At 63.8% G+C, this 19,997-nt stretch carries 15 protein-coding genes; 7 read left to right on the top strand and 8 right to left on the bottom strand.

Features of this window, described 5'->3' with window-relative positions:
- Positions 1-233 precede the first annotated feature (233 nt).
- The 5 genes from QZ149_RS06730 to valS all read right to left on the bottom strand — a co-directional run bounded on the left by QZ149_RS06730 (position 234) and on the right by valS (position 6,813).
- Entirely contained in the window at positions 234-584 is a 351-nt protein-coding gene (locus QZ149_RS06730) for a type II toxin-antitoxin system RelE/ParE family toxin (protein WP_291450565.1), read from the bottom strand.
- Positions 581-877, bottom strand: a complete 297-nt coding sequence (locus tag QZ149_RS06725; RefSeq protein ID WP_291450563.1) for a toxin-antitoxin system antitoxin subunit — start codon at positions 875-877, stop codon at positions 581-583. The genes QZ149_RS06730 and QZ149_RS06725 overlap by 4 nt, the downstream gene beginning before the upstream one ends.
- A 53-nt stretch (positions 878-930) precedes the next feature.
- The gene (locus tag QZ149_RS06720; RefSeq protein WP_291450562.1) at positions 931-1,314 is read right to left on the bottom strand and encodes a DUF1801 domain-containing protein; all 384 of its coding nucleotides are present in this window, start codon (positions 1,312-1,314) and stop codon (positions 931-933) included.
- Positions 1,315-1,518: 204 nt separating this feature from the next.
- Positions 1,519-3,846 carry an AAA family ATPase gene (locus QZ149_RS06715; protein WP_291450561.1) on the bottom strand — a complete coding sequence of 776 codons (2,328 nt, stop codon included), beginning with the start codon at positions 3,844-3,846 and terminating at the stop codon, positions 1,519-1,521.
- A 255-nt stretch (positions 3,847-4,101) separates the two neighbouring features.
- Complete coding sequence (gene valS / locus QZ149_RS06710) at positions 4,102-6,813, bottom strand: valine--tRNA ligase (protein WP_291450559.1); 2,712 nt, start codon at positions 6,811-6,813, stop codon at positions 4,102-4,104.
- A gap of 225 nt (positions 6,814-7,038) precedes the next feature.
- On the opposite strand from valS, the gene QZ149_RS06705 reads away from it, so the two are divergent.
- From QZ149_RS06705 to QZ149_RS06680, 6 genes are all read left to right on the top strand, one after another.
- Positions 7,039-8,394 (top strand): M20/M25/M40 family metallo-hydrolase, encoded by a 1,356-nt coding sequence (locus QZ149_RS06705; RefSeq protein WP_291450558.1) that lies wholly within the window; start codon positions 7,039-7,041, stop codon positions 8,392-8,394.
- Positions 8,395-8,511: 117 nt separating this feature from the next.
- A complete protein-coding gene (locus QZ149_RS06700; RefSeq protein ID WP_291450557.1) occupies positions 8,512-10,098 on the top strand; it encodes an ABC transporter substrate-binding protein in 1,587 nt (528 codons plus the stop codon).
- Entirely contained in the window at positions 10,098-11,048 is a 951-nt protein-coding gene (locus QZ149_RS06695) for an ABC transporter permease (protein WP_291450556.1), read from the top strand. Before QZ149_RS06700 ends, QZ149_RS06695 begins: the two co-directional genes overlap by 1 nt.
- Positions 11,048-11,905: an ABC transporter permease gene (locus QZ149_RS06690; protein WP_291450555.1), complete on the top strand. Its 858-nt coding sequence runs from the start codon at positions 11,048-11,050 to the stop codon at positions 11,903-11,905. Before QZ149_RS06695 ends, QZ149_RS06690 begins: the two co-directional genes overlap by 1 nt.
- Entirely contained in the window at positions 11,902-13,458 is a 1,557-nt protein-coding gene (locus QZ149_RS06685; RefSeq protein ID WP_291450554.1) for an ABC transporter ATP-binding protein, read from the top strand. Before QZ149_RS06690 ends, QZ149_RS06685 begins: the two co-directional genes overlap by 4 nt.
- Positions 13,455-14,561 carry a peptidase C39 family protein gene (locus QZ149_RS06680; protein ID WP_291450553.1) on the top strand — a complete coding sequence of 369 codons (1,107 nt, stop codon included), beginning with the start codon at positions 13,455-13,457 and terminating at the stop codon, positions 14,559-14,561. The genes QZ149_RS06685 and QZ149_RS06680 overlap by 4 nt, the downstream gene beginning before the upstream one ends.
- A gap of 89 nt (positions 14,562-14,650) precedes the next feature.
- Here the strand turns inward: QZ149_RS06680 and QZ149_RS06675 are convergent, their stop codons facing one another.
- From QZ149_RS06675 to QZ149_RS06665, 3 genes are all read right to left on the bottom strand, one after another.
- A complete protein-coding gene (locus tag QZ149_RS06675; RefSeq protein ID WP_291450552.1) occupies positions 14,651-16,015 on the bottom strand; it encodes a Na+/H+ antiporter NhaC family protein in 1,365 nt (454 codons plus the stop codon).
- 78 nt (positions 16,016-16,093) lie between these two features.
- On the bottom strand, positions 16,094-16,900 hold the full coding sequence (gene proC, locus QZ149_RS06670; protein ID WP_291450551.1) for a pyrroline-5-carboxylate reductase: 807 nt from the start codon (positions 16,898-16,900) through the stop codon (positions 16,094-16,096).
- A 162-nt stretch (positions 16,901-17,062) separates the two neighbouring features.
- On the bottom strand, positions 17,063-19,063 hold the full coding sequence (locus QZ149_RS06665; protein WP_291450550.1) for a helicase HerA-like domain-containing protein: 2,001 nt from the start codon (positions 19,061-19,063) through the stop codon (positions 17,063-17,065).
- A gap of 236 nt (positions 19,064-19,299) precedes the next feature.
- On the opposite strand from QZ149_RS06665, the gene QZ149_RS06660 reads away from it, so the two are divergent.
- Positions 19,300-19,997, top strand: a 698-nt coding sequence (locus tag QZ149_RS06660; RefSeq protein ID WP_291450549.1) for an SLBB domain-containing protein, incomplete at its 3' end; no start/stop codon positions are given.

Genomic DNA, 19,997 nt, shown 5'->3' with positions numbered 1-19,997 from the left:
CTGGAGGCTTGAGTGAGCGCCACCGGGCGAGGCCTCGGCGGCGCAATGATACTGGCCCTATCCTACGCGCCGGTATGGTAGGGGAGAAATGCCGCGATCAGAGCTGGGGGATGGCTGTGCGGGAGTTTGTCGGCGGAACCTGGAAGCTTCGCACCGAGGCGACGGAGGAGCAACGTGCGCTCGCGGGCTAGGTTGTCCGCTCTGTGTGTGGCGTTCTCTCGGATGCCTGGCTGTCAGCTATGACGCTGGTAGGATTCGAGGGCTTGGGTCAGTGCTTGTTCTAGCGTGAGCCGGGCCTGGCGCGTGGAGAAAAACGAGAGGATGACGATGCTGTCGTCGGTCACAAGGAAGGCGATGAGGAGGTTCCTGCGGAAACCGATGATGCGCATTCCCGGGTGATGCAGTGAGAAAGCTTGGCCACGTAGCGGGAAGTCGGGAAGCTGTTCGATGTAATCCGTCAGCGCCCGCATGTAGTTGCGGGCTGTGACTTCGGAACCGCTTACGGACGCGATGGAGCGCCGAAGTTCTCTGAACTGTTGCCGGGCTTGGCTGGTCAGGACCAAGCGAAAGCGTTGCCCGGTCATTTCAGTCCCAGGTCAGCGCGGATGTCGTCGAGCGTGTAGACATCATCCGGGTTCTCCTCGTAATCACGAACAGCCTGAGCGAGGTCTTCTTGCAGCCATCGGTCCAGTTCGTCTCGTGTTCGGCGGTCGCGGCGTTCCTCGAGGGCTTCCATTGCCTCCTCGTAGAAGGCAGGGGAGACCAAGACCACACGGGTCTGCGCGCCGCGCGAGCGAAGCTCGACGGGCTCAACTTGGGCGGCGGCGATGTAGTGTGCCTGGTTCTGGCGGAACTCGGAAAGTGTAGCGGTTGACATGTACTAATTGTACAAGTTGTTAGATTCTTGTGTATCGGTTTGTGTTGGAATGTTTATGACTTTGGATGCCAGAACGACGTGATACCCTGCTTCTCTGTGAGCTGGTCCTGAATGAACGCGTCGAGGAGTTCGTAGTCGAAGGGCTTGGTCCAGGGTTGGCGGGCGAGCATTGTGCCGAAGTCCGTGCCGTGCTCGCGCATGACCTGCTCAAAGCGGATCATGGTGGCGCGCTCGGGGACCATCGCCATGTGCTTGGGCGCGGCCGAGAACCCGATGATGTATGTCCCGTGGTGAGTGAACATCGGCTGGTTCCACGCGATGCGCAGCTCCAGCTCCGGGTAGGTGAGTCCCACCCACACCACTACGTCGACCATCCGCTCGCGGTTGTCGGCACTGGGGATGGTCGCGAGGAACTCGTCGAGCGTTGTGATCGCCATGTCTTTAGCCTAGGTGACAAATACGCAGGTCAGCCTCAGCTAAGGCTGTGTCTTTCGACGCGGGTACAGACAAGGGGGCCGCCCGTGGTGTTCCACGGGCGGCCCCCCAGCAGCCTAACGCTCAGCCCTTGCGTTCAATAGAAAAACACAAGTAACGGCCTTCAGGCATTCCGGCAGATGCACAACAAAGACTAGTCTCTTTCGCTAGCTGAATGTTGGATCGCCTGTTCGTGCTCGCATCATCATTTCGTAATGCCCTCTATGTGCTCCATCGTCGATAGTTGAAAATACCTCTTCAAAAGCGTTAAGAAGCTGCATTGGTTTCCATGAAGAAATTTCGTAAATCTCTGATCCGATTGCGGAGTGAGAAGTTGAATTGCAGAATGCGAGCAAAATTGCAACCTTTTTGTTAGTTGATAGGCCCAACGATGTGATTGTCCCCTTTTCGCCAATGTCGAGGAAGTAGGACTCGATAATGCGACGCATCACGTTACCAAGTAGAGGTAACTTTGGTGAAGGAACGGGTCTGCCTTGTGTGCTCTTGATGAGGTTGCGGCAACGTCTAATTTCTGCCCAAAGGTCGTTGTATTCGTTAGTTATGCGAGATGTGGCTTCCGGGCCGGAAATTACCGATCCATCATCAGTTTTGGAAATTAGATAAAAGCCGGCAATATTATCGTCATTATTATTCTCGCTGAGATAGCTGTAGGCAACTTCCTTAAGAAAACGGGTATTGTGCGAGGTTACGACAACCTGTTTTACTGGGTGTATCTTGTGGAAGTCGGAAACCTGTTTCAAGAGTTGGCGGATTATGTTGGTAATGAGAAAGAATGTCTCAGCGTCTGTGGAAGCGATGGGGTCGTCGATTACGAGCAAGGTGCGTGGGAGATGAGTAGTGTTTACTGGACTGCCGCTATCATCGTAGTACTTTGTAATGAAGTATAGAAATGTAAGTAGCGTTCGTTCACCTTCTGATAAGGTTGATGTGTCAATGGGGACGTTCGTACTATCAGCAGCGTGTCTAATTAAGACATATTGTCCAACTGATGCGGAGTCGTTGTTCGCGTGTGTTGTTGGCGGAGTAATTAGGCTGAATGAGGTAAATCCGATATACGTAAGCAATTCGTTGATAAACTCCATTTTCGAACCGACGCTAGTTAACTTCGTTTCCTCTGCTTTTATACTATTTTGTGTTGCTGTGATCTCACTTTCAATGCGATTTATGTCAGTGCTAGAGGGTTTACATCTGATAATGTCATCAAGTTTTTCTTTGTGTTGTGCCAGGATTGTCTGAAACTCTGTAAAAGTAAGATAGTCAAAAAGACTGTTCTCGACTTCGGTGAGCATCTGAGTTCTTTTTTGGCGGCCAGCTTGAATTGTCTGATTGTAGCTTTTGACTTTGTTTGAGACTTGATTTAGGTATCCTTCTGTGTCTTGCATGGGATCGCTGGCGAGTCCGGTTGATAGTGGTGTGCTGGGTTTGAGTTCTTTCAGTTCAATGCGATCTTCGATTAACTTTACATTTGTGAGTGCGTCAGAAATTGCTTGAATTTCGCCATCGAAATCGATGGAATTGTATGTCGGATCGCTCCTGAGTTTCTCGATTAGATTTGAGACTTGTTCAATGTGTTGGCTTATTGATTTCTTTGCTTGTTTGATGCTTTCTAGTTGTGTATCGCGTTCTGTGTTGAATAAATTCTTCAGTCCTGTGATGATCGATTGTGTAAGCTCACGTTGGCAGAATGGGCATGTCGGAATTTCTTCTTCGACTAGTAGGTCTAGGCCTTTACTGATCCAGTCGGTAAGATGGTGTGCGCTTGCGAATGCCGCCATTTCTGAATCGGTGTTTAAAGGAGGTATTCTCCTCAAGAGTTCCTCGATCACTTCGAGTGAATATTCTGATTGTGGAATCTGAGGCTCCTGAACTTCTGTGGCGCCAGCTTTGGGGATCAGTTTAATTTGTTCAATGATGCTGTCAATATCGTGTTGTGTCGTGGTTTCATGCTGATTTGTCTGTGATTCGTGTGATAGCATTTTGTTAAGCAGTGCAGCATTTGTTCCCGGTATGAATGTTCTTCTACTGGGCAGTACTCCGTCGTACTTTGATAGGATTTGCGCCAGTGCTTTTCTGCGCGCTGTTAGTTTTCTTTGTGTTTCTTTTCGAAGGGCATCTTCGCGTTTCTTTGCTGCTTCAATGTTCGCTCGCATTGTTGCATGTGTCTCCCTAAGTTCGTTGAGTTTGGTGGTTAGTCTATCTATTTCGTCCGCTGCTTCAGAACTGTCTTTTCCAAGTGTGATATGACCCGGCGCCTGGCGTGTTCGAAAAGCTTCTCTAATGTAGTCTCTATTGAATACTGCCACCTCTTCTATTTCGCTATTGCTCGAGTCGAAATTCATTGTGCCTATGTGATTTGAGATCGTTGTTTTTCCTGATCCGTTTGGTCCGAATATGAAATTGAATGTTCTGAGCCCTGTCAGTTTTGTGCCAGGTGCGAAGCAAGGTGTTCCGCTGAGATCTACTTCTGTAATCATTGCCCCTCCTTGGGTTGTCGATTGACAGTTGTAGTCTAAGTGACGGTAGTGCAGCGATGCGTACGTTTGGCAGTTATCTAGACTTTACAAGTAGATATGCGGTAAGTCTCAGGTGAGTTGCCTGTTTTGCCGATACATTTGCTTGCATCACTAACTGAGGTTGATCTGCGCAAATGGCTTGTTGTCGGCGTTGGGAGAACGTAAAGCAAGGGGGCCGCCCGTGGTTTCCCACGGGCGGCCCCAGCAGCCTAACGATCAGCCCTTGCGCTTCGCAGGAGCCTCGCCCAGCTCGAAGGACTCGACCACGGCCTCGGTGGCCTCTGCGTCGTCGGAAGCAGCCACGGCCAGGGCACCCACGGCCTTCGACGCGGCCTCCAGATCACCCTTCACGGACTCCAGAGCCTCCACCTTAGCCTGCGGGGCGCGCACCGTCACCGCCAGGAACGGCGTACGCGGCGACACCTTCGCCTCAGACTTCACGCGACGCAGCGCGATCAGAGCAGAGGACGCAGCCTCGAGCACCGAGGGATCGCCCTCAACGCCAGCAAGATCGGAAGCAACCGGCCACGGCGCGACGTGCACGCTACCCTCGCGGTACCAGCTCCACACCTCTTCCGTCACGTACGGCAGGTAGGGGGCCAGCAGGCGCACGACGTTGTCGATGACGATCGCCAGAGCCGCACGGGCAGACGCGGCCGAGGCCTCGTCCCACGCGCCATCGCGGTTGTAGGCGCGCTCCTTGACCAGCTCCAGGTAGTCGTCGCAGAACGTCCAGAAGAACGACTCCGTAACCTCGAGCGCGCGAGAGTGCTCGTAGGCCGCCAGGGCAGCCGAGGCCTCGTCAATGACGGAAGCCAGCGCCGCCAGCACCGAACGATCCAGCGGCACCGTCACCAGCGCCGGATCCAGATCGATCGCCGCACCCTCGCCGCCCATCGTGAGCGCAAACTTCGACGCGTTCAACACCTTGATCGCCAGGCGGCGACCAATCTTCATCTGCTGCTCGTCGAACGCCGCATCCAAGCCCAGGCGAGCCGACGCTGCCCAGTAACGCACGGCATCCGACCCGTACTTCTCCAGGATGCCCATCGGGGTCACGACGTTGCCCTTGGACTTCGACATCTTCTTGTGGTCCGAATCCAGGATCCAGCCCGACAGGCCCGCGTGCTTCCACGGCAGCGCGCCGAACTCCAGGTCCGCGCGCACAACGGTCGAGAACAGCCACGTACGAATGATGTCCTGGCCCTGCGGGCGCAGATCCATCGGGTACGTGCGAGCGAACAGGTCCTCGTCATCCAGCCAGCCACACGCCAGCTGCGGGGACAGCGAGGACGTCGCCCACGTGTCCATGATGTCCAGCTCGCCCACGAAGCCGCCGGCCACGCCGCGCTGCTCCTCCGTGAACCCCTCCGGCACGTCCGTCGACGGATCGACCGGCAGCGCAGCCTCGGACGGGGTGATGATGTCGTCGTAGTTGACCTGGCCGTCCGCGTCCACGCGGTACCACAGCGGGAACGGCACGCCGAAGAAGCGCTGACGCGACACCAGCCAGTCGCCTTTGAGACCCTTCACCCAGTTCTCGTAGCGCACGCGCATGAAATCGGGGTGGAACTCCAGCTCGCGGCCGCGGCCGATCAGCTCATCGTTCAGATCCTGACCCGAGGCCGGGTTCGTCCACGCGCGGCCACCGTTACGGATGTACCACTGGCGCGAGGTGACGATCTCGAGGGGCTTGTCGCCCTTCTCGAAGAAGTTGGTCTGACGCATCGTCTTGGTCGGCTCGCCCTTCAGCTCGCCCGACTCACGCAGTGCGGCCACCACGGCCTCGCGCGCGGAGAACGTCGTCTTCCCAGTGATCTCCTCGAAAGCCGCGCGGCCCGCATCGGTCGTGATCCACTCGGGGGTCTCGGTGATGATGCGGCCGTCCTTGCGCAGGATCGCGCGCAGCGGCAGTTCCAGGTCACGCCACCAGTCGATGTCAGTCGTGTCACCGAAGGTACAGCACATGGCGATGCCCGCGCCCTTGTCCATCTCGGCCTCGGGGTGGGGCAGGATCGGCACCTCGACGCCGTACACGGGGGAGGCGACCGTCGTGCCGAACAGCGGCTTGTAGCGCTCGTCGTCCGGGTGGGCGATCAGGGCGACGCAGGCGGCCAGCAGCTCGGGGCGCGTCGTCTCGATGCACACGTCCACGCCGTCCTCGACGGGTGCGCCGGCGGCGGCAGCCTTCGCGGCGGCTTCGGCGTCGGTGATGTGGAAGGCCAGGCGGTGGTAGAAGCCCGGGTACTCGCGGCTCTCCAGCTCAGCCTGGGCGACCGCCGTCTGGAAGGTGACGTCCCACAGGCCCGGGGCCTCGGCCTGGTAGGCCTCACCGCGCGCCAGGTTGCGCAGGAACGCGGCCTGGGCGACCTTGCGCGCACGCGCGCCGATCGTCTGGTAGTTCTGCTTCCAGTCCACGCTCAGGCCCAGGTAGCGCCACAGCGCCTCGAACTGAGCCTCATCTTCCTGGGTGAGGCGCTCGCACAGCTCCACGAAGTTCTTACGGGAAATCGGCTTTTGGTCGCGAGCCTTGATCGACTTGCCGTCGCCGCCCACGTGCGGGGGCTCAAAGTCGGGGTCGTAGGGCAGCGTCGCCTCCACGCGCACGCCGAAGTAGTTCTGCACGCGGCGCTCGGTGGGCAGGCCGTTGTCGTCCCACCCCATCGGGTAGAACACGGACTTGCCCATCATGCGCTGGTAGCGGGCCACGACGTCGGTGTGCGTGTAGGAGAACACATGGCCGATGTGCAGGGAGCCGGACACCGTCGGCGGGGGAGTGTCGATCGAGTACACCTGCTCGCGCGTCGCAGTGCGGTCAAAAGCGTAGGTGCCCTGGTCCTCCCAGGCCTCACCCCACTTCGCTTCGAGGCCTTCGGGGGCGGCGCGGTCGGGCACGCGAGGTGCCTGCGCACGGGTGTTCATGGCCATAATTGAGTTGTCTCCATCCGAGTCGTGGACTGTTTGCCCCACTAGGGTACTTTTCCGCAGGTGCGCGGGTCCAACGCAGCGCCGACGCGGCGGGCGCGGGTTGCTCACACGCTCCGTTACAAAAGTCCCCTGTGCGTCCTCCCCGGGAGAGCACGAGCGCGCGGGGATACCGTGGGTGTCACACAGGGGCGCCGGGACGAGGCCTCCTCGGGAAAGGGGATCACCGTGAGTATGCAATCGCTGGGCGAGCAGACCGTGGACCTGTTGGCGCGCCTGGTGCGCCTGGGCTGCGTCAACGACCTGACCGCCGATTCGGGTGGGGAGGAGCGCGCCGCCGATCTGCTGGAGGAGTTCTTCGCGGGCCTGCCCGTGTCTATCGAGCGGGTCACCCCGCATCCGGGGCGCACGACCCTCGTGGTCACCGTCGAAGGATCGGCCCCTCACGGTGACGGTACGCCGCTCACCCTCGTGGGGCACACGGACGTCGTGCCCGTCGACGAGGCCAAGTGGACGCGCGACCCCTTCGGCGCGCAGATCGAGGACGGCGTCATGTGGGGGCGCGGCACGGTCGACATGCTCCACCTGACCGCCGCGATGGCCGTCATCACCCGCGAGGTCGCGCGCCGCGCCCAGGCCGGTGAGCCTCCAGCCCGTTCCCTGGTGTTCGTGGCTGCCGCCGACGAGGAAGCGCGAGGAGGACTGGGCATCCCGTGGATCGGCGAAAACCGGCCGGACGCCTTCCCGTGGGACGCAGCCCTGTCCGAAATGGGAGGAGCACACATTCGCGGGCGTCGGGGAGGCGACGGCGTCGTCGTGGTCGTCGGCGAAAAGGGTGCCGCCCAGCGCCGCCTGCACATCCGCGGCGATGCGGGCCACGGCTCGGTGCCGCTGGGCCGCACGAGCGCCGTCGAGCGGCTCGCCCAGGTGAGCGCGGCGCTGTCCGCCGCCCGCTGGCCCACCGCCACGGACGAGGTCTGGGCTGGGTTTGTGCGCGCCTTCGAGTTTGAGGAAGCGACCGAAACGAGTCTCATCAACAGCACCTACGAGGGCGACTACGCCGAATTTGGCGATCTGGCGGCGTTTGCGCACGCCATCTCCCACGTGGCTGTTGCCCAGACGGTCGCCCACTCGGGCGGGCCCATCAACGTCATGCCCTCCCACGCAACCCTCGAGCTGGACATTCGCACGCTGCCCGGCGTCGACGATGACGACGTGGACGCCGCCATTACGGCGGCCCTCGGCGACCTCGCGGACCACGTGCATATCGAGCGCCTCCTCAGTGAACCTGCCACGGCCTCGTCGACCGACACCGACCTGTACAGGGTGATCGAGGCGGCACTGAGGCGTCGATACCCGGGCGCGCGCGTCGTCCCCGTCCTCATGCCCGGTGGGACCGACCTGCGCGTGGCCCGCAGGCACGGCGGCATCGGATACGGGTTCGGGGCCTACGACAGCGGGGCCAGCCTGGGGCACGTCTACGCCCAGCTCCATGCCCACGACGAACACATTGCGCTCGCGGACGTGCGCGCGACCGCCGAGGTGCTGCACGACATCGTCACGCAGTACCTGACATATAGATGACAAGTAATCAACCACTGTTACAAATGGTCGCCTGACGAGGATCTTTCTCCCGAGGCTTCTTCGGTGCATACGGTAGGTGTCGGCACTTCCGCCGCTACTAGACACAAGGAGACCTTGATGCACATCGCACGCATCCCACGAACAGCAGCCGCCCTCGCCTCCGTCGCTGCCATGATGTGTGCGACTCTGGCGGCCTGCGCGCCGTCGGGAGGAGCGGCCCAATCGGCTTCCCGCGAGGGAACCATCGCGGTCGGCCTGCCCGGATCTCTGTCCACCCTGGACGCCGCGCACGAAACTGGCATCATCAACTACTACGTCGCGCAGGTCGTCTCCGAAGGGCTGCTCGCCGTGGATAAGAACGGCCAGCTGATCCCCGCGATCGCCTCCTCGTACCACACGGACGACGCCCAGACGTGGGTCTTCGGCATCCGCCCCGACGCTCTCTTCCAGGACGGCAACCCCGTCACTATCGACGACGTTCTCTTCTCCATCGACATCGCCAAGGATCCCGACAAGTCCCCGTCGTCGGCCAGCTACTGGCCCGCAGGCGTGCAGGCCGTCGGGAGCGGCGACAATCAGATCACGATCACCCTGCCCGCTCCCGCCGTTAACTTCGGGTGGACGGTCACCGCGAATGGCGGTTTGTGGATCACCGAGAAATCCTTCTACGAGGCGGCCGCCTCCTACGGGTCCTCGACCGACCTCATCATGGGGACAGGCCCCTACAAGGCCGTCTCCTTCCAGCCAGACTCCAAGGCTGTGTTCACAAAGAGCGGCACCTGGTGGGGCGGAGACACCCCCGCCCAGACCATCGAGTTCGACTTCTTCTCGGACGAGAACGCGCGCCTGCTCGCGCACAAGAGCGGGCAGATCGACATCGCTACTCAGGTGCCCACCGACCAGGTCTCGCAATTCCAGGGCATAGACGGCGTGAATGTCCTGACCGAATCCGACCGCTCCTACGTGGGCCTCACCTTCGACCAGAACATCGCTCCCTTCGACGACATCCACGTTCGCAAGGCCATCGCCCACGCCGTCGACCGCGACACCATCGTCTCCTCAATCCTCAAGGGGCAGGCGAGCGTTGCCACGGGCATTGAGCCGCCCGATCAGTTGGGCAGCGAGATCGGCGAACAGGCAGCTGCGGACGCGCAAGCGGGCCTGCCCATTGACTCCTTCGACCTGGATGCCGCGCGCGCCGAACTCGCTCAGTCCAAAGTCTCCGGCGGTTTCAACGCCGAACTTACCTACCCGTCCTCCATCCCGGACCTGGGCTCCACGGCGCTGGCGATTGCCGACAACCTCAAGCAGATCGGCGTCAACCTGACCGTCACCTCCAAGCCCATCGAAGAATGGATCTCCGAGGTCGGCAGCGGCACCTACGGCCTGTCCTTCATGAGCTACACCTCCACGACGGGCGACCCGGGCGAGGTGGCCGGCTGGCTGCTGGGACCCGACAACCCGGCACGCTACGAGAACGCGCAGGTCCAGGGCCTCATCGCCTCGCAGGCCGCCCAGACCGATCCGAGCGCGCGCGTCGCCGACATCGTCGAAGCCGAGCGCATCGCACAGGACAACACGATCTACTCGCCGATCTGGTGGGGAAAGACCTCGACCGCCTTCTCCTCGAGCGTCACCCCAACGCAGTACACGCCCTACTTCTTCAACACCCCGTGGGCAGCCTCCCTGGAGCTGACGCGTTAATGCTGCGCTACATCCTGCATCGCCTCGCCGGGGCGGTGGTGGTGATGCTCGCCCTGTCCTTCCTGGTCTTCTCCCTCCTGTACCTGGTACCCGGAGACCCCGTGAAGATCCTGGTGGGCACGCGCCGCCTTACCCCCGACGTCCGCCAGGCCGTGACCGCGCGCTACGGCCTCGACGAACCTCTTCTCCTGCGCTACTGGCATTGGCTGACCCGCGCGCTCACCGGCGACTTCGGGGACTCCGTGCGATCAGCGACCCCCGTCACGGATGTCCTCTCCTCCCGAGTCTCCCTCACCGCGTGGCTCACCATCGGAGCGTTCCTCCTGGCCGTCGCCGTCGGCATTCCCCTGGGAATCGTTGCCGCGCGACGCAAAGGAACGTGGGTCGACCGCACCATCGTCGGCTGGTCTGTCGTCGGCGTGTCTGCACCCGGCTTCGCCCTCGGGCTCGTCCTCCTCTATGTTTTCGGACTCATGCTCGGCTGGTTCCCCGTTTTCGGCGATGGCACCGGCCTGGCCGACACCCTCTGGCATCTCACCCTGCCCGCCATCGCCCTGGCCACCGGCATCGGTGCCATGCTCGTGCGCATCACACGCGCAGCCGTCGGCGCAGAACTGAGCCAAGACTACGTGACTTTCGCGCGCTCGCGGGGTGTGCCGAGCCGCCGGATCACGGCCATGTACGTGCGGGGAGCGGCCCTGCCGATCCTGACCTCCGGCGGCCTGATCCTCGGGACGTTGTTCGGGTCGACGGTCTTGGTCGAGGAGGCGTTCTCCCTGCCCGGACTCGGCCAGCTGCTCGCCGACTCCATCACCTACAAGGATGTGCCCGTCGTGCAGGCGATTGCGCTGCTCGTCGCTCTCGTCATCATCGCCGTGACGCTGATCGTTGACGTTGCCGCGTTCGCCGTCGATCCGCGTCAGGCGGTGGGCGAGGGGAGGGGAGCGTGATGGCGGTGTCGTTGTCTCCTCGTGCCCTGGGACGAGGCTTGGGCTCGGTTTCGCGACGCGTCCCCGGTTCCGTGGTTCTTTCCGTGGCGTTTCTTGGCCTGGTGGCCGTGTGCGTCCTCTTCTCCTCGGTGCTGGTACCCGGCGCGTTGGACCAACACATCGCCTTGGGCGTCACCCCGGCGGGCACGCCCGGCCACCTGCTGGGCACCGACAAGGTGGGGCGCGACGTCCTCGCCCTGACGGTTGCAGGCGCGCGCTCGGCGGTTGTTGGTCCTCTCGTCATCGCGGCGGGGTCCATGGTGGCCGGTTTGGTTTTCGGGATGAGCGCCGCGTGGTGGGGCGGGGCCTGGGATGCGTGCGTGTCTCGCTCCTGCGAGGTGCTGCTCTCGCTTCCCGTCACGCTCCTCGCGATCGTCGTCGCGGGTGTGATCGGCGGCAGCTACTGGGTGACGGTCGGCATCCTCATCGTGCTCTTCGCACCCTCGGATATCCGCATGATTCGCGCGGCGACACTCGCGCAGAAGCCGCAGCCCTACATTGAAGCGACGCGGGTACTGGGCCTGTCCGGCCCCCGCATCCTCGGCGTCCACGTTCTGCCCAACATCACGCCGATTGTGTGGGCGAATCTCTTTGTCAACATCGCCTTCGCGCTCGTGTCCCTGTCCGGCCTGTCCTACCTGGGTCTGGGGGTTGGGGCGCAAGACGCCGACTGGGGGCGACAGCTGGCCGACGGGCGCGCGATCCTCGCCCAGAACCCAGTCGCCGCGGTGGCTTCCGGCTTCGCCATCATCATCACAGCCACGGCGATCAACATCGCAGGGGATTGGGTCGCCGAACGACAGGAAGGCGAGCGATGAGCCAGCCTCTTTCCGATTCTCCCAGCCACGGCCTCGTCGCCTCCCACGTGAGCGTGACCGACCGCGCTGGACACGTGATCGTCGACGACGTGAGCGTGCACGCACGCCCCGGGCGCACCCTCGTCATCGTGGGCGAATCAGGCGCGGGCAAATCGATGCTCGCGCGCACGCTGTGCGCGCTGACACCATCCGCGCTATCCGCCAGCGGAACGGTGTCGTTGGGTGGAGAAGACTACGATCTGGCGACCGATCAGGGACGCTTGAAGAAGCAGCGCGGGGGCGGCATCGTCTGGCTCCCACAAGACCCCTTCACCTCGCTCGCTCCGACCATACGCTGCGCCAAGCAGGTGACGGCTGCCCGCATGGGCAGGCGCTCCGAGCGCGCTCAGCGTTCGCGTGCGCTACTCGCAGAGGTCGGCCTCGACGCGCGCGTCGCCCGCTCGTACCCGCACGAGCTGTCGGGCGGCATGCGCCAACGCGTCGCCATCGCGGCCGCCCTCGACTCCGAGCCGGGGGTGCTCATCGCCGACGAGCCGACGACCGCCCTGGACGTCACGACGCAGCGCGACATCCTGACGCTGCTGACGCGCCTGCGCGACGACCGCGGCATGACGCTCGTGCTGGTCACCCACGACCTGGCGCTCGCGCGGCAGTTCGGTGACGACGTCATCGTTATGAAAGACGGCCTGATCGTCGAAGAGGGGCCAATCAACGAGGTGCTGGTGTCGCCGCGCCACGAGTACACGAAACGACTGGCTGACGCGGAGCCGCGGATCGATGGACCCAGCCCGCGCGCGGGGCATGAGCCTCACGTGGGCGCAGAAGCGGTCGTCGAGGTGCGAGACCTGACCAAGGTGTTCCGCTCACGCACGGACACCCGCGTCGCCCTCAGGGACGTCTCCCTCAACGTTGCGCCGGGAGAATCCATCGGCATCGTCGGAGAATCCGGCTCGGGCAAGACGACGCTCGCGCGCATCATCGTGGGGCTGGAGCACGCCGATTCTGGCACCGTGCGCGTGAACGCCCAGGCCGAACGAGGTCCCGCAGTCGGCATCGTCTTCCAAAACCCCTACTCGGCCCTCAACCCTGTGCGCACCATCGGCCAGACACTCGCCGAGGCAGCCGCCGTCGCCGGTCGACCGGCCAGCGATGTTCCCGACCTGCTCGCCGCCGTCGACCTGCCCGCCGAGTACGCGATGCGCCGTCCTGTCCGCCTGTCGGGCGGCGAACGCCAGCGCGTGGCAATCGCGCGCGCCCTCGCCACGCGCCCGCGCGTCCTCATCGCCGACGAGGCCGTCTCCGCCCTCGACGTCTCCGTCCAGGCCTCCGTCCTGGAGCTACTCACGCGCCTGCAAGCCGAGCAAGGCTTCGCCCTGCTCTTCATCACGCACGACCTGGCGGTCGCCCGAGCCATGTGCGACCGCCTCGTCGTCATGAAAGACGGGGTGGTCGTCGAAGAAGGACGCACGGAGGAGATCCTTCACCATCCCACGAAGGAATACACGGCCGACCTGCTCGCCGCTGTGCCCGGCCGCCAGGCACAGCCGGCATGAGTACTCGCCACAGCGTCGAAGCAACGCCGATCACACCCGGGGACGGCGCACGCAACCAGCTACTCGCCCTCGGCGTGCCCGACCACGACGCGCGGCTCTGGGCCATGATGGGCCCCGCAGTGTCGGCCACACTGTGGACCTACAGGGGTCATGCGCTGCTCGAAACCCACCGGGCCACGTCCGCTCACCGAACAATCAGCGGCACCTGCCTCCTGCACGAGGCGGCAACGACAACCGAGAACGATACGCATACACCGCGCTGGGAGACTCTCATCCAGGCGATCATCGACTCAGTGCCGAACGCCCCGCTGATCAAAGCAGTGTCACGCGAGATGGACTCCCACTGGGAGGCCGCGCTGCGCTCGCGGGGCTTCGCGCCCGCTGGCCTCGTCGGCTCTCCGCTGTCCATCGAGGAATACTCTGGTCACGGTCACGCGCTCGTACGCGCCTGGCTGCGATGGAACGGCCCGGGCGTGTCCATTCCCGCCTATGTTCGCCAGAAAACCGAGTTCACGTGCGGACCTGCGAGCGCCCTCATGGCCCTCGCGCATGCCCGCGCTGCCGGTCCCGCCCAGGTCAGCCACGGCCTCGTCGAAGAGATGGAGCTGTGGCGCGAGGCCACGTATTCGCTCGGGGTGGGACCCTACGGGCTGGCGTCCTCCCTGGCCAGGCGCGGTCTGGCGGTCGAGGTTCTCGTGACGCACGACGGTCCCGTCGTTGGGCTGACGCGTGCGCATGCTGCGTCGCCTGCTGTGCGCCGGGCGATCCACGACCAACATGTGGTCGAAGCACGCGGCCTCGGGGTGCGTGACTGCATCGGACCCGCCAGCCTCGAGGACCTGCGCGGGGCGTTGGCGAACGGAAAACGCGCGATCATGCTGGTCGACTTGGAGAACCTGAACGGGGAGCCGACCCCACACTGGGTGTACGTGTGGGGCATCGTCGGTGACTGCGCGTTGGTCCACGACCCGTGGAACGATGAGCACCTCGGCGAGACGTGGGTGGAAACCTGGGCGGAGGCACTCACGCTGGAACAACTCTGGGAATCCGCCCAGTGGGAGGAAACCACGCGCGCCAGGGCGTGCATACTCGTGACGCGCTGACGCGTCTGGCCCGGGCACACGACGAGGCCGGGGCCAGGTCACCTGAACAGTGAACTCCGGCCCCGGCCTCGTGAACCGCCGTGAAACGATCAGAGAACCATCGCGGCGATCCAGCCGCCGATGAGCAGCGGAATATTGTAGTGGATGAACTCGGGGATGACCGTGTCTCGCATGTGGTCGTGCTGACCATCCACGTTCAGACCGGCTGTCGGACCCAGCGTCGAGTCGGAGGCGGGGGAACCGGCATCGCCCAACGCGCCCGCCGTACCGATGATTGCGACCGTGGCGGTGGCGGAGAAGCCCAGCGTCACGCACAGGGGCACGTAGATCGCGGAAATAATCGGCAGCGTCGAGAACGAAGAGCCGATGCCCATCGTGATGATGAGACCCACGAGCAGCATGATGACGGCGGCCAGAGCCTTGGAGCCGTTGAACATCGCGGAGGTCTGCTCGACAAGGGGCTCGATCTGGCCCGAAGCCTTCAGGACAGCCGCGTAGCCCTGGGCGGTGATCATGATGAGGCCGATGAGGCTCATCATGCGCATGCCGCCAGAGAAGACATCGTCCGCCTGCTGCCACGGTACGACGCGCATGGCGAGCATGAGGCACAGGCCCACGAGAGCGCCCACGAGGAGCGGGTCGGCCTCGGAGTCCATCTTGGTCAGGACGGCCTGGATGACGAAGCAGGCGACGAGGGCGATGACGGCCGCCCAGACCTTCTTCATGTCGATTGGCTTGTCATCTTGGGAGCTGAACTCGGTCTCGCGCTGCTCGTACTCGCGCGGCTTGCGGTAGGAGACGAACAGGGCGATAGCACAGCCCACGGCCATCGAGGCGGCGGGGATCGCCATGGCGGCCATCGGGTTGACGATGCCTTCGACGGGCAGGCCCGCGTCTTCAATATTCTTGTAGAGAATGTCGTGCAGGAAGATACGACCGAAGCCGATTGGCACGAACATGTAGGTGGTGACGATGCCGAAGGTGATCGCACAGGCGACCAGGCGGCGGTCCATCTTCAGCTCGTTCATGACTCCGATGAGCGGGGGTACCAGCAGCGGAATGAACGCGATGTGAATCGGGATGAGGTTCTGGCTCATGACGCCCATGACGAGGACGCCGCCGAGGATGCCCCATTTCGCGGAGCGAGCCACGCGCGCGGAGTTAGAGTCGTCAGCGTTGCGCAGCTTAGCGATGATCCAGTTCGCCAGCAGGCGTGGCAGGCCCGAGTGGGCCACCGACATCGCGAACGCGCCGAGCAGGGCGTAGGACAGGGCGATCTTGGCTCCGCCGGCCAGGCCGTCCTGGAAGGCGACCATCGTGCCGGAAATACCCATTCCAGCCACCAGGCCGCCCACCAACGAGGCGACGAAAAGCGAGATAACGACGTGCACGCGTGCGACGCTGAGGACCAGCATGACGATCACGGAGAGCACGACTGCGTTGAAAAGCAACATGAGTGTTCCTGTGTTGAGGGTGCGCGAAAGCGCCACGTGAAGTGGAGAAAGTAAGCCGCGTCGCGGCAGGTGGTGGTGTCAGCCGAGATGGGAATCGGCGTGGATGGAGGCGTCGACAGCACCTACCAGTGCGTTCGACAAACCACCTTCCTCGGCGGCCAGCAATCCTGCGATTGTGGTGCCGCCGGGGCTCGTCACCCGGTCAATGAGTTGCGCGGGGATTGTGCCCGCCTCGCGCTCAGCGAGGAGCAGCGTGGCGGCTCCCGCCATCGCCTGCGCCGCGATCTCGACGGCGTTGTCCTTGGACAGCCCGTACTTGAGGCCCGCGCGGGCGAACGTATCAATAATCTGGAAATACCAGGCCGGAGAGCACGAGGCCAGGGCCTGGAACACAGGGAAATAGTCCTCGTCAATGAGGATGGTTCGACCGACCGAGTTCATGAGGTCGCGCACGGCGTCCACCTGCGCGTCGCTGGTCCGGCAGGCGGTGAGGGCAGTCATGGACTGTCCGACGGTGGCCGCCACGTTCGGCATAACGCGAATGAGGGGGATGCCCGAGCCGAAATCCTGCGTGATCTGGTCGAGGGTGCGCCCGGCGGCCAGGGACACGACGCACGCGTCGGGGCGTCCGACCACGATGGAGGCAATCTCCTTGATAACCGTGCGCTGGTCCTTGGGCTTGACAGCCAGGATGATGATGTCAACCTGGCGTGCCAGGGACGTGTTTGACGACGCGGCGGTCGCGCCCAGCTCGTCGGCTAGTTCGCAGGCCTTAGCAGCCGTGCGGTTAGAGAAGACCAGCGTCGCAGGATCGACACCGGACGCGACGGCACCGCGAGCAATGGCCTGGGCCATGGCTCCCGTTCCGATAAATCCGATGCGCATGAGACTCTCCCTGCGAGTGTTGGTCACTTGTCACGCAGCCTACCCGCATTTTGCCTGCTCTTGGCGTGGTGGTCGAACTGTGAGACGAGGCCGGGGCTGGTTTGCGTTGTCGAGCAACTCAGCCACGGCCTCGTGGGGGAGAAAACGGTGGAAAGTCGTGCGTCAGCGCTTGCGCGTGCCGAAGATCGAGCGCGTGATTTCGCGGCCGGCGGTGCACAGAACGGACCCGAGGACGTTTTCGACTTGGCGGGCGCGACGCTCGGCGGCTCGCTGGCGGGCGGCTTCCTCCTTCTCCTGCTGCTTTTCGACCTGGCGGCGCAGGCGTTCCATTTCCTTCTCGCGGGCGGCCTCTTCCTTGGCAGCGGCCTTCTCTGCTTCCTTGGCCGCCTTCTCGGCAGCTTTTTCTGCTTCCTTGGCCGCCTTTTCCGCTGCCTTCTTAGCCTCCTTGCGGGCCTTTTCCTCTTCCTTGGCGGCGAACTCCTGGGCGGCCGCTTCCTCGCGGGCGGCCTGGGCCTCGGCGGCGCGGCGCTCGAGCTTCTCCTCGGCCGAATCCGGGTTTACGGCGTCGCGGTAGCGGCCCATGATGATGCTCGACTGGTTAACGCGGGTGATCGTGTCGGCGGAGGCGGGACCCATGACGGAGGCGGGTGCCCAGATGCCAACCGGCGTGACCGGGGTGGGGTTACCCCTCGGATCCAGGACGGTCACGACGGCCTCGCCCGTGCCCAAGGTGGTCAGGACCTCGTCGAGTTCCAGGGACGTCTTCGGGAAGGTCTGCACGGTCGCCTTGAGCTTCTTGAAGTCATCGGGCGTCGAGGCACGCAGGCCGTGCTGGATGCGTGAACCGAGTTGGGCGAGTACGTCGGAGGGGATGTCCTTGTGCGTCTGGGTCACGAAGACGACGCCCACGCCCTTGGAGCGGATGAGGCGCACGGTTTGGACGACCTGACGCTCGAACTCCTTGGTGGCGTCCGCGAACAGCAGGTGGGCCTCGTCGAAGAAGAACACCAGTTTGGGGCGCGGCGCGTCGCCGACCTCGGGCAGAGTTGCGAACAGGTTGGCCAGCAGGTACATGATGACGGCGCTGACCAGGGCCGGGCGCGAGGAAATGTCACCGACGCCGAGCAGGGAGATGATGCCGCGTCCGGTCGAATCCATGCGCATCAGGTCGGCCGTGTCGAAGCCGGGGGCACCGAAGAACTGGCCGCCGCCCTGGGACTCGAGCGCGGTCAGGGCGCGCAGGATGACGCCGGCGGTGGCCTTGGAGACGCCGCCGATCGTCGCCAGCTCGTCCTTGCCGTCCTCCGAGGTCAGGAAGGAGATGACAGCGCGCAGGTCCGGCAGATCGACAAGTTCGAGTCCTTGGCCGTCCGCCCACGCGAAGATCAGCTGCAGGGCCTGCTCCTGCGTCGTGTTCAGGGACAGAGCGCGGGCCAGTAGGATCGGGCCGAAGTCAGAGACCTCGGCGCGCACGGGCACGCCCGGGAACTGCGAATCCGCCCCGCCCAGGCTCAGCAGTTCAATCGGGAAGGACGAGGGGGCCCACGCCTGGCCGTTGGCGGCCGTGCGGGACAGGAGCTTCTCCGAGCTGGCCCCGGCCTCGGCCAGGCCCGTCAGGTCACCCTTGACGTCGCACAGGAGCACGGAGGAGCCGTTCGCGGACAGGCCCTCGGCGAGGAGCTGGAGCGTGCGGGTTTTGCCCGTGCCCGTCGCGCCGGCAACCAGCAGGTGACGGTTAAACATGGGCAGGGGCATCTTGGCGCTGACGCCGGGCACGCGCGTTCCGTCCTCGATGAGGGTGCCGATGGTGACCGCGGGGACGTCCCAGGAGTAGGCGGCCTTGATCCCTGAGGCGAACGCGGAGAGGCCGCCGGATACCTCGGACGAGGCCTGGGCCGCCTCACTCGCAGCTGCTGGCGCTTCGGGGGTGGTTTCGGCTGCTTCGATCTGGGACCGTAACGCGTCGGCCGCCGCGCGGGCTGCCTGGGCCTCCGCTGTTTCGGTATCCGCTGCGGCGGCAGGGGTATCCGCGGCGGCACCGGCTGCTTCGACCTGGAGACGCAGCGCCTCCGCCTTCGCGCGGGCTGCCTCAGCCTCGGCCGCCTTCGCGGCGGCTTCAGCTTCGGCGAGGCGCGCCTTGAGATCTTCGATGTTCTCGCTCATGGTGTGGTCTTTCGGCTGTGGGCGCGGTGCGCCACCGTATGTCGACGTTACCGACACAGTATCCCCTGGGATGACAATCCTATGCGCGCGATAACAGGGGAGAGCGCGTGTGGCTCCGTCCACAGGCGGGATGCTCGTGTCGCGCATATCCACAGGGGGTTGCTCCGTGTCGCGCCCATCCACAGGCGAGAGCGGGCGGCGCGACACAGGTAAGACACTGGCTTTAGCGTCGACACATGAACCCTCCACGATGGATCGCACACCGCAGGATGGCAGCCCTGACGAAAGCCGTGTACGACTCAGCGGTCAGCGACGACGATGACCCGCCCGAACCCACCTCCACGCGCCTGCTGCCCGGCGGGACGACCGTCGCCGCACTCCTCATCGTCCTCGTCGCCCTCGCAGGCATCGGCGTGTGGCGAAACGCCCGGGTCGCAGACGAAGCACACGCGAGTGAACAAGCCGCCGAGCAATCAGCCGAACGCCAGGCCGAAGAAACCACACACCAGGACCTGGCGGCGGCACCGGAAAGAGACGCACCCAGCCGCCCCGCCTCCCACGCCACGCCCGGTCCTCCCGGACCCGCAGGCCAAGTCATCGTCTACGTCTCCGGAGCCGTCGCCACCCCCGGCGTCCTCACCCTGCCCGCCTCCTCCCGCGTCACCGACGCCATCACCGCCGCAGGAGGCGCCCTAGAAGACGCCGACCTCGATACCATCAACCTGGCACGCCCCCTCACAGACGGCGAACACATCCGCATCTCCCGAATCGGAGAAACACCACCGGCCCCCACGGCAAACGGCGACGCCACCCACGCCGCCTGCGTCCGCCTCGACACCGCTACCGCCACCGACCTACAAACCCTGCCTGGCATCGGCCCAGCCCTCGCCGAACGCATCATCGACTACCGTGCCACCCACCCCCACATCACCTC

It is taken from the genome of Actinomyces sp. ICM47 (assembly GCF_905369875.1).
In the GTDB taxonomy this organism is placed as follows: domain Bacteria; phylum Actinomycetota; class Actinomycetes; order Actinomycetales; family Actinomycetaceae; genus Pauljensenia.
Note: the sequence above shows the minus strand (reverse complement) of the source record. Positions and strands in the feature narration are given on the sequence as shown.

What these genes read in the sequence shown, in the direction of transcription:
- QZ149_RS06730 (WP_291450565.1), bottom strand. Translation starts at nt 584, where the DNA reads ATGACCGGGCAACGCTTTCGCTTGGTCCTGACCAGCCAAGCCCGGCAA.
- QZ149_RS06725 (WP_291450563.1), bottom strand. Translation starts at nt 877, where the DNA reads ATGTCAACCGCTACACTTTCCGAGTTCCGCCAGAACCAGGCACACTAC.
- QZ149_RS06720 (WP_291450562.1), bottom strand. Translation starts at nt 1,314, where the DNA reads ATGGCGATCACAACGCTCGACGAGTTCCTCGCGACCATCCCCAGTGCC.
- QZ149_RS06715 (WP_291450561.1), bottom strand. Translation starts at nt 3,846, where the DNA reads ATGATTACAGAAGTAGATCTCAGCGGAACACCTTGCTTCGCACCTGGC.
- valS (WP_291450559.1), bottom strand. Translation starts at nt 6,813, where the DNA reads ATGGCCATGAACACCCGTGCGCAGGCACCTCGCGTGCCCGACCGCGCC.
- QZ149_RS06700 (WP_291450557.1), top strand. Translation starts at nt 8,512, where the DNA reads ATGCACATCGCACGCATCCCACGAACAGCAGCCGCCCTCGCCTCCGTC.
- QZ149_RS06695 (WP_291450556.1), top strand. Translation starts at nt 10,098, where the DNA reads ATGCTGCGCTACATCCTGCATCGCCTCGCCGGGGCGGTGGTGGTGATG.
- QZ149_RS06690 (WP_291450555.1), top strand. Translation starts at nt 11,048, where the DNA reads ATGGCGGTGTCGTTGTCTCCTCGTGCCCTGGGACGAGGCTTGGGCTCG.
- QZ149_RS06685 (WP_291450554.1), top strand. Translation starts at nt 11,902, where the DNA reads ATGAGCCAGCCTCTTTCCGATTCTCCCAGCCACGGCCTCGTCGCCTCC.
- QZ149_RS06680 (WP_291450553.1), top strand. Translation starts at nt 13,455, where the DNA reads ATGAGTACTCGCCACAGCGTCGAAGCAACGCCGATCACACCCGGGGAC.
- QZ149_RS06675 (WP_291450552.1), bottom strand. Translation starts at nt 16,015, where the DNA reads ATGTTGCTTTTCAACGCAGTCGTGCTCTCCGTGATCGTCATGCTGGTC.
- proC (WP_291450551.1), bottom strand. Translation starts at nt 16,900, where the DNA reads ATGCGCATCGGATTTATCGGAACGGGAGCCATGGCCCAGGCCATTGCT.
- QZ149_RS06665 (WP_291450550.1), bottom strand. Translation starts at nt 19,063, where the DNA reads ATGAGCGAGAACATCGAAGATCTCAAGGCGCGCCTCGCCGAAGCTGAA.